Source organism: Collinsella sp. D33t1_170424_A12, assembly GCF_015554865.1.
Classification (GTDB): domain Bacteria; phylum Actinomycetota; class Coriobacteriia; order Coriobacteriales; family Coriobacteriaceae; genus Collinsella.
In genome coordinates, this window is record NZ_JADNJJ010000190.1 from 1 (window position 1) to 9,498 (window position 9,498).

At 64.5% G+C, this 9,498-nt stretch carries 7 protein-coding genes and 1 pseudogene; all 8 read left to right on the forward strand.

Annotated features, from left to right (window positions below; all coding sequences use genetic code 11):
- The first annotated feature begins 233 nt into the window (after nt 1-233).
- Nucleotides 234-704, forward strand: a complete 471-nt coding sequence (purE, locus tag I2E26_RS07980) for a 5-(carboxyamino)imidazole ribonucleotide mutase (RefSeq protein WP_147587717.1) — start codon at nt 234-236, stop codon at nt 702-704.
- A 53-nt stretch (nt 705-757) separates the two neighbouring features.
- Entirely contained in the window at nt 758-2,530 is a 1,773-nt protein-coding gene (locus tag I2E26_RS09120; RefSeq protein WP_229056510.1) for a class B sortase, read from the forward strand.
- A gap of 69 nt (nt 2,531-2,599) precedes the next feature.
- Nucleotides 2,600-3,007: a molybdenum cofactor biosynthesis protein MoaE gene (locus I2E26_RS07990; protein ID WP_195420311.1), complete on the forward strand. Its 408-nt coding sequence runs from the start codon at nt 2,600-2,602 to the stop codon at nt 3,005-3,007.
- A 1-nt stretch (nt 3,008) separates the two neighbouring features.
- Nucleotides 3,009-4,325: a putative ABC transporter permease gene (locus tag I2E26_RS07995; RefSeq protein WP_195420312.1), complete on the forward strand. Its 1,317-nt coding sequence runs from the start codon at nt 3,009-3,011 to the stop codon at nt 4,323-4,325.
- A gap of 142 nt (nt 4,326-4,467) precedes the next feature.
- The gene (locus I2E26_RS08000; protein ID WP_147587714.1) at nt 4,468-6,144 is read left to right on the forward strand and encodes an amidophosphoribosyltransferase; all 1,677 of its coding nucleotides are present in this window, start codon (nt 4,468-4,470) and stop codon (nt 6,142-6,144) included.
- Between the two features lie 891 nt (nt 6,145-7,035).
- Complete coding sequence (gene purM, locus I2E26_RS08005) at nt 7,036-8,142, forward strand: phosphoribosylformylglycinamidine cyclo-ligase (protein WP_195420313.1); 1,107 nt, start codon at nt 7,036-7,038, stop codon at nt 8,140-8,142.
- The gene (gene purN, locus I2E26_RS08010; protein ID WP_229056511.1) at nt 8,132-8,827 is read left to right on the forward strand and encodes a phosphoribosylglycinamide formyltransferase; all 696 of its coding nucleotides are present in this window, start codon (nt 8,132-8,134) and stop codon (nt 8,825-8,827) included. The genes purM and purN overlap by 11 nt, the downstream gene beginning before the upstream one ends.
- 294 nt (nt 8,828-9,121) lie before the next feature.
- Nucleotides 9,122-9,498: pseudogene (locus tag I2E26_RS08015) on the forward strand (peptidylprolyl isomerase); the annotation flags it as partial.

Below are 9,498 nucleotides of genomic sequence, written 5' to 3' on the forward strand. Positions count from 1 at the left end.
GCGTTCCTGCAGCGCATGGCGGAGAAGGACCTGGTGGACCTGAAGTAGGCATCGCCTAGGACGCCTTCACGGACATAGCTCCACCCCCTGGGGGATCGGTTCTCGGACCGGTCCCCCATTTCTGTTGCCTAATTCCCGTGCTTTCGTAGTGATGGCGACCAGGCGTGCCGATTCGCCATGGGCGCGGGAGCGTATACTAGAACGACTATTGACTCTTCAGCTTGGAGGTATTCATGTCCGATACCGCTCAGACCCCGCTCGTTGGCATCATCATGGGCTCGAAGTCCGACCTTCCCGTTATGGAGGGCTGCACCGCCGAGCTGGAGCGCCTCGGCGTTCCCTACGAGCTGGTTATCGCCAGTGCGCACCGTACCCCCGACAAGGTCCACGAGTGGGCGGAGACCGCTGCCGATCGCGGTATCAAGGTCATCGTTGCCGCGGCCGGCAAGGCTGCGCACCTGGGCGGCGTCGTTGCCGCGTTCACGCCGCTGCCCGTTGTTGGCGTGCCCATGAAGACGAGCGACCTGGGCGGTATGGATTCCCTGCTCTCCATGGTGCAGATGCCTTCCGGCGTGCCCGTCGCCTGCGTCGCCATCAACGGTGCCAAGAACGCGGCCATCTATGCCACGCAGATTCTCGGCGCTACCATGCCCGAGTACCGCGAGGCGATCGTGAACCTTAAGAACGAGATGGCCGAGGCCTAGGGCCTTGGTGCTGTACCACCCTTTTGTAGAAGACAGGAGACACGAGGCGGATTATGGCCGATACCACGAAGAACCCGTTCGAGGGGGCGGACAACCTATGGGTCGCACCGGGCGAGTCGAGCGTTCCGGAGCCCCGCGCGCGTCGCGTTCCGGCCGGTGGCCATTTCTCATCCCCGTCGTTTGATCCCTTGGGGCCCGAGGCCACGATGGGCGGGGCTGCTGCCGGCCGTCCCCATGCCGCGGGTGCGGCGGACGCCGATGTCGACCGCCCGGCGGGCAATCGATATGTCCCCGCCGGCGAGGTAGCGGAGCCCTTTATGGCTCCTGCCCAGGTTGATCCTTCCACCACCATGCAGTTCCTGTCTGCCTGGAAGGCGTCGGGCCATACGGACGATGAGATCGAGAAGATCGCCGCCTCGGTGAAGCCCGCGCCCGCTGCTGCTGCGGCGGCGCCTGCTGCTCCTACTCCGGTGGCCCCTTCCTCCTCGTCGCCGGCACCCGCCCAGCCGTGCGTACCTGCTCCCGAACGGGTTCCCATGCCCGTGTCAACCAACGGAGCAACCGTCGCCATGGGCAGGCTGGCTGCCGATGCTGCCGCTTTGGGCGCCTCCGCCGAAGCTGTCGCGGCCGCGGCGCAGCCTCCTCGCCGAAGCGTATCCGACCTCAACCTTCCGTCGACGAGCGATTCATATGCGCGCATGGCCGAGGCGAGCTTGTGGGGCCCCGCTTCCGACGATGCCGCGGTAACCGCCGCGACGCCTGTAAACAACCCCGCCGACCCCACCGGCAAGCTTACGAATGGATCGGCCAATATGACCGCTAAACCGTCCTCGACCGCGGAGTTCCTCGCTGTTGCCAGCGCCCGCGGCCCTCGCACGCAGCCTTCGGGTGCCGATGCCGTTTCTCCTCAGGCTCCGGTGGCCGCCGTCAGCCCGCAGCCCGTGTATCCGGTGCGCGCTTCCAGCTCCATTACGCCTCCCACCGACGTCCGCCGCGCCAACCGGTCCGGCGCCTCGCCCTACGGCGGCAACGGCGGCTCGAACGGTAACGGCGGGAAGGGCAAGGGCGGTAAGGGCCGCAGCATCGCCTCGGTCATCCTTATCATCGTGGGCATCGCGTTGCTTGCCGCCGCGGGCTTCATCTTCGTTCGCGCGCAGATGGGTTACAAGGAGGCGCAAGCCACCTATGCCGACCTCCAGCAGTACGCGGTGCAGGATAGCGCGGGCGACGGAATTCCGCAGGTCGATTTCGATGAGCTCGAGGCCATCAACCCCGACGTCATCGGCTGGATCTACGTGCCCAACACCGTGATCAACTATCCCGTGGTGCAAACCGATAACAACACCACGTACCTCACGCGCCTCTTCGACCTGTCGGGCAACGGCTCGGGAAGCATCTTCATGGACATGGATGGCACCGCGCCCGGCGCGGTGGACGAGCAGACCACGCTCTACGGTCACCACATGTATGACAACACGATGTTCAAGATCGTGGACGACACGCTCAAGCAGGATGCCTTCAACCAGTTCGGCAACGTGTATTACATCACGCGCGAGAACACCTACGTTTTCAAGCCCATGTTCACCGCGCAGGTCATGGACACGTTCACCGACGCCCGCGTGACCAACTTCACCGGCGATAAGACACTGCAGCAGTACCTCACGGAGGCGCTCGGCATGGCCAAAGCTCAAGCGCCCGATGTCGAGGAGCGCATCGGCTCCACGGACAAGGTGCTGTCCCTCATCACCTGCGCGGGCGAGATCATCCCGCGTACCACGCGCGCCGTTATGGTGTGCTCGCTGGAAGAGACCATCCCGCGCCAGTAACCAAACGACCCATCGCTGCCGAGCCACTCCGTGTGGCTCGGTTGCTTTTTTTGAGAAAGGAGCAGCGCTATGGCACGACCCATGCCCTCGATCGACGCTTGGCTCGCCGAGGCCAAGGCCGATCCCGGTTTTCGCGGCTGCGGCATGTACCTCGTCCACAACGGAACGGTGCGCGAGACGCCCAAGGCCGAGGCCCGCGGTGTGAACACGGACGGCGTGCAGCCCGGCGGCCGCGTGACGGGCATGCTGTTTCACTACGATGCCCAGAAGGTCGAGGCCGCCGTGGAGGCGACTCGTGCGCTGCCCGGTATCGGCTGCGTGCGCGTGTGGCTCAACGACGGCGAGCTTGCGGTGGGCGACGATATCATGCTGGTGCTCATCGGCGGCGATATCCGTCCGCGCGTCATCGATGCGTTGCAGTCGCTGGTGGGAACAATCAAAAATGAATGTGTAAGCGAAATCGAGCAGGGAGAGTAACGTGAGCGAAGCAACTGTACCGAGCAAGGTCGAGGGGGCGCAGAATGAAGACTTCGGTCTACCCGGCAACGACCTTGATCCGCGCGTTCCAACCAAGGAGCAGCTGAAGACCATCCCGTTGATCATCCGTATCTACGGAGCGCTGTGCGCCCTCGACGGCGTGGTGGCGCTTCCGCTCATGGGTGCGTACTTCGGCATCATCGTGTATCGCCTGGTTATGGGTCAGGAATCCGTGCTGCTTGGCTTCAACCTCACGCTTACCGTCACCATGACGGTGATCGGCTCGATCCTGGCATTCGTCTCGTCGATCGCGCTCATCCTCTTTGGATGGACGCTTATGAAGAGCTACCGCCGCGACGCGGTGCGCTGGGCGTCCGCGCTCATCGTCATGACGATCGGGCAGCTTCTCATCGACGTGATGCTGCAGGGCATCGGCGTGCACCTCATCCGCCCCATGATCCAGCTGGGTATCCTCATCGCGCTGTCCGCCACGGTCGATCCCACGTTGCGTCAGGAGCGCGAGCTGCAGCGCCGTCTGCGCGACATGCAGGATCGCGCAGCCGCCGAGGAGGGCATGCTTGGCCGCGACCTTACGGGCGAGGGCTATATCAAGCTCAACTTCTTCAACCTGTTCTGGGTCTTCATGGTCTGCTGCGTGCTCGGTCTCATCATCGAGGTCATCTTCCATATGGTGTGGGTCGATCCGGGAGTGTATCAAGATCGCGCCGGCCTGCTGTTCGGACCGTTCAGCCCCATCTACGGTTTTGGCGCGGTGCTGCTCACCGTCGCGCTCAACCGTTTCTATAAGAAGAACTTCCTGGTGATCTTCATCGTGAGCGCCATCATCGGCGGCGTGTTCGAGGCTGCCGTGGGTTGGTGGATGCAGACGTCGTTCGGCGCTATCGCCTGGGCGTACTCCTACGAGCTGCTGCCCGGGATCCCCGATCCCATGGCCATCCTGTTCGCCGGCCGCACCTCCACGCCGTTCATGCTCATGTGGGGCACCCTCGGCTTGTTCTGGATTAAGGTGTGCCTGCCGCGGCTGCTGAAGCTCATCAACCTCATCCCGTGGAAGATGCGCTATTCGCTCACCGCCGTGGTAACCGCCCTTATGCTGGTGAACGGTGTTATGACCCTTCAGGCGCTGGACTGCTGGTTCTGTCGCGTGAGTGGTCTGGAGCCCAGTTCTCCGGTCGAGCAGTTCTACGCGGAGCATTTCGACAACGCGTATATGGAGCATAGGTTCCAAACCATGACGATTCACCCCGACACAACGAGTCGAATCGACAGCCCCGAGCGCCCCAACGGCTCGAGGTAGCACGCTTGAAGCCGAGGCGCATGGGGGCGCCTCGGCTTCGTAGTTATCATGTTTCGCTTTCGTGGCAAAAACGCCATGCACGGGCGAGCTGCGTATAATAGCAAGGTACATTAGCCAACTGGCATTTAACGAAGGGATGTCCATGTCTCAAGAAACCGTGCGCGCCGCGCAGCAGTTCGCATCTGCCGATACCGCGAATCTCGAGGACGAGCTCGCTCACGATACGTTGAACGAGGAGTGCGGCATCTTTGGCGTATGGGCTCCCGATCGCGACGTCGCGCGCCTCACGTTCTTCGGCCTGCGCGCCCTGCAGCACCGCGGCCAGGAATCCGCCGGCATCGCCGTGGGCGACGGCGGCACGGTCATGGTCCGCAAGGACCTGGGCCTGGTGAGCCAGGTCTTCTCCAACGCCGACATCAACGCGCTGTCCGGCCAGCTCGCCGTGGGCCATGTGCGCTACGGCACCGCCGGCGCAAAGAGCTGGGAGGAGTCCCAGCCGCACCTCTCCACCATCGGCGACGTCATCGTGGCGCTGGCGCACAACGGCACCCTGGTGAACACCGACGAGCTGCGCCGCCAGCTCATCGAGCTGGGCGTCCACTTCAACTCCGGCTCCGACTCCGAGGTGGCCGTGAAGCTCATCGGCTACTTCACCGAGCAGTCGCACCACCTGCGCGAGGGCATCCGCAAGACCATGGAGCTCATCCGCGGCGGCTATGCCATGACGCTCATCAACGAGGAGGCGCTCTACGCCTTCCGTGATCCGCACGGCATCCGTCCGCTCGTGCTCGGCCGCCTTACCAGCGACGAGGGCGTGGCCGCTGCCGACGCCTACGCCGCCGCGGCCGCCATGCCCAGCGACGCCGCGTCCGCCGATGACCTGGTGGGCGACGAGGTCGTGGCCTCCGCCGCCGGCTGGGTGGTAACGTCCGAGACCTGCGCGCTCGACATCATCGGCGCCGAGTACGTGCGCGACATCCGCCCCGGCGAGATCCTGCGCATCAGTGCCGAGGGCCTCGTGTCCGAGCAGGGCGTTCCCGCTGCCGAGAAGACCGCGCACTGCATCTTCGAGCAGGTCTACTTCGCGCGCCCCGACTCCATCGTGGACGGCAAGTCCATCTATGCCTGCCGCTACGACATGGGCCGCAAGCTGGCGCTCGAGTGCCCGGTCGAGGCCGATATGGTTATCGGCACCCCCGACTCCGGCCTGCCGTCGGCCGAGGGCTACGCGTTTGAGAGCGGCATTCCCTACGGCACGGGCCTTATCAAGAACCGCTACGTCGCCCGCACGTTCATCGAGCCCACGCAGGAGCTGCGCGCAATGGGCGTGCGTCTGAAGCTCAACCCGCTCAAGGACGTCATCGAGGGCAAGCGCATCGTGGTCGTGGACGATTCGATTGTGCGCGGCACCACCATGGTGCAGCTGGTGCGCATGCTGCGCCAGGCGGGCGCCAAGGAGATCCACATCCGCATCAACTGCCCCGAGGACATCTGGCCGTGCTTCTACGGCGTGGATACGGGCGAGCAGAGCCAGCTCATCTCGGCCACCAAGAACGTGGACGAGGTGTGCGAGTTCATCGGTGCCGACACGTTGGCGTTCCTCTCGGTCGACTCGCTGCTTGAGTGCGTGCCCGACGCCGGCTACTGCACCGCGTGCTTCACGGGTGAGTATCCCGTGGCCATCCCCGAGAGCTTCGGCCGCGATAAGTTCATCGAGGGCTACGTCCCGCGCAACCTCACCAAGCCCGAGCCCGTCACCGGCCGTTGCGTGGCGGAGAAGAAAGCGGACCGCTCCTGGGAAGAGGCTCACGGCGAGTAGCCGCATGTGAGCATGGCGCCGTGGCGGCGTCGGTGCTGGCGGCGTCGGTGTTGGTTGCTGTCGGGCCCGCGTGGCGGTGCCAGTGCTGGCAGCGGTCGGGCCCGTTCGCTTGGTGCCGATCATGCTGTTGACGCAGTGGCGGCGTGGTTCATAGAACGCGTGATTTCGCGACCCCTGTTTACCTGTGAACAGCGCTCCGAAACTTGGACGTGAATAATCATGGCCGCTACGCGGCTTCCCGAAGGGCCTGCTCCCGGAACTCCACCGGGGTCAGGCCCTTCGGCTTGACCTGGTGCCCCCTCGTGTTTCGGTGGGGCGACGGCAGGGCGTTCGTTCGGGTGTCAGGAATCTCCGACGGCGTGCGCCCTGCCGCCGCCTTTCTCCCGACGGGGCGGCCGCCGCCCGCCCGGGCGTCGGAAATCCGCGGCGAACTCGGCCTTTCGGCCACCTTTCTCCCGATAAGGCCGCCGCAGCTCATCCCCTGTTCAATGTGGCACAGACTTAACGTGTCGATTGGTTCCGATCCGGGGCTCACTGCATGTGCCAGCATGTGTGGTGAGACGTGCATCCTGCATGCCGAGCGATAAAACGACCGCCTCAAACGGCCAAATCGACTCAACTGGCCCAGCGTGGCTTTGCTGGGAAAAACTCCGTCCCGCCATGACCCGTGTTGATGAGCCGTAAAAACTCCGTCCCGCCATGACCCGTGTTGATGAGCCGTAAAACCCCGTCCCAAATGGGCGCGCAAAAGGACGCACAAACGGATGCACAAATGGGCGCACAAATGGATGCAACATGAGCGGGGGTGGAGGAGGGGAGGGACTCGAACGGATGGGCCTACAGCTGGTATCATGAGGTACTAGGAATTCCCTGGGTCGAAAGGAACCTCACATGTTCGAAACTTCCAAGCATGTAACCTACGAGGACGCCGGCGTCGATACCGCCGAGGGCGCCCGCGCCGTCGATGCGATCAAGCAGATGGTCGCCGAGACCAACCGCCCCGAGGTCATCGGCGGCATCGGTGGCTTCGGCGGTCTGTTCTCCGCTGCTGCGATGAAGGACATGGAGGACCCGATCCTCATTTCGGGCACCGATGGCGTGGGCACCAAGCTCGTCCTCGCCCAGCTGCTCGACCGTCACGAGACGGTGGGCCAGGACCTCGTCGCCATGTGCGTGAACGACATCCTCGCCTCCGGCGCCGAGCCCCTGTTCTTCCTGGACTACGTGGCCATCGGCCACATCGAGGCCGAGCAGATGGCAAAGATCGTCAAGGGCGTGGCCGACGGCTGCAAGCTCGCTGGCTGCGCGCTGGTGGGCGGCGAGATGGCCGAGCATCCCGGCGTCATGCGCCCGGACGACTACGACATGGCCGGCTTCGCCGTGGGCATCGTCGACCGTCCTAAGATGATCAACCCCGAGAACGTGAAGGTCGGCGACGTGATCATCGGCCTGCCGTCCACGGGCGTCCACTCCAACGGCTACTCGCTGGTCCGCCAGGTCATCGGCGTCGATGGCATCATCCCCGGCACGCCCGAGGCCGAGGCCAAGCGCGTCGAGCTCGAGCAGGTGCTCGAGGAGCTCGGCGGCATCTCGCTGGCCGACGCGCTGCTCGCGCCCACGCGCATCTACGTGAAGCCCGTCCTCGAGCTGCTCCGCGGCGGCGCCCCGGTGCACGCCCTGGCCCACATCACCGGCGGCGGCATCACCGAGAACCTCAACCGCGCGCTGCCCAAGGACGTCGACGCGCTGGTCGAGCGCAACGGCTCCGAGATGGGCTGGTCCGTGCCGCCCGTCATCACCTATGTGTCCGAGCACGCCGAGCTCGCCCCCAACGAGGCCTGCAAGACCTTCAACATGGGCGTGGGCCTGTGCATCATCTGCTCTGCCGACGACGAGGCCGGCATCGTGGCCGCCCTCGAGAACATGGGCGAGCACCCGTTCCGCGTGGGCACCTGCGTCGAGGGTACCGGCGAGGTGAAGTACACCGATGAGCAGTAACGCTCCCGTCCCCATGGATAACAACGCGCTGCAGGAGCACATCGCCGCGCAGCGCGCAGCGGGCGAGGGCCGCAAACTCGCCATCGGCGTGCTGCTGTCGGGTTCCGGCACCAACCTCCAGGCGCTGATCGACGCGATCGAAGCCGGCGAGCTCGATGCCCAGATCAAGCTCGTCGTGGCGAGCCGCCCCTCTGCCTACGGGTTGAAGCGCGCCGAAGCGGCGGGCATCCAGACGCTCACGCTTTCCAAGGAGATGTACGCCGACCCCCTGCAGGCCGACGAGATCATCGCCTCCGAACTCTACCGCGCCGGCGTCGAGTACGTCGTGATGGCCGGTTACATGCGCATGGTGCATGTCCCGCTGCTGGCGGCGTTCCCCAACCGCGTGGTAAACATCCATCCGGCGCTGCTGCCGAGCTTCCAGGGTGCTCACGGCATCGAGGATGCGTACAACCGCGGCGTGAAGGTAACGGGCGTGACCGTGCACTTCGCCAACGAGGTCTACGACCAGGGCCCCATCATCGCGCAGGAGACCGTGCGCATCGAGGAGGGTATGAGCTTGGACGAGCTCGAGTGCGGCATCCATGCCGTGGAGCACGTGCTGTATCCCAGCGTCGTCCAGGTGCTGGCCGAGGGTCGCGTGCGCGTGACGCCGAACAACACGGTCGATATTCTGCCTGCATAGGCATGCGATAGGTTACATGGGCGCGCCAGCCGGAAGGTGAAACCACCTCTCGGCTGGCGCGCTTGCGATACAGAAGGGCCTCGGCCGCCGCGGCCGCCTCGAGTGCGCCGCGCTTTCGCACGCGTCGAACGCCGCGCCTGGTAATCCTTAACGCTTACGGAAGAATTCCTGTCCGTTGGTGGGTCAAACGCCCGATGACGGCAAAACGCGGCAATGAGTGTGAGAGAATATCAAAATTGCTGCTTCGATAGCATGCAACGAAATGTCGAGGCCCTTGGGGAAAGGGATTTGTTCATGGCCATCAACAACAAGATGAAGATCAAGCGCGAGGCCAAGGAGGCCGAGGAGCCCACGAAGGCCGAGCGCAAGAAGGAAACCAAGGAGAAGCTCACCCGCGGCGGCAAGATCGCGCTCGTGGCTGTGGGCTGCGCAGCCATGCTGCTCTCCGTGTCCGCCATGGCATGCTCCGGCGTGCTCAACGAGGTGAAGAAGGAGGAGGCCTACCACCTGACCGGCGGCGTGGCCGCCACGGTGAACGGCACCAACATCACCGAGGACACCATCACCAACCAGATCATGAGCTACCGTAATTCCGCGGGCTATACCGAGGATGCCGATTGGGCCAAGTTCCTGGTCGACCAGGGTACGACGCCGGAGGCCTACCGCGAGAA

Excerpts from the sequence above, each read along its gene's own strand:
- I2E26_RS08000 (WP_147587714.1), top strand. The coding sequence starts at position 4,468 with ATGTCTCAAGAAACCGTGCGCGCCGCGCAGCAGTTCGCATCTGCCGAT.
- I2E26_RS09120 (WP_229056510.1), top strand. The coding sequence starts at position 758 with ATGGCCGATACCACGAAGAACCCGTTCGAGGGGGCGGACAACCTATGG.
- purN (WP_229056511.1), top strand. The coding sequence starts at position 8,132 with ATGAGCAGTAACGCTCCCGTCCCCATGGATAACAACGCGCTGCAGGAG.
- purM (WP_195420313.1), top strand. The coding sequence starts at position 7,036 with ATGTTCGAAACTTCCAAGCATGTAACCTACGAGGACGCCGGCGTCGAT.
- I2E26_RS07990 (WP_195420311.1), top strand. The coding sequence starts at position 2,600 with ATGGCACGACCCATGCCCTCGATCGACGCTTGGCTCGCCGAGGCCAAG.
- purE (WP_147587717.1), top strand. The coding sequence starts at position 234 with ATGTCCGATACCGCTCAGACCCCGCTCGTTGGCATCATCATGGGCTCG.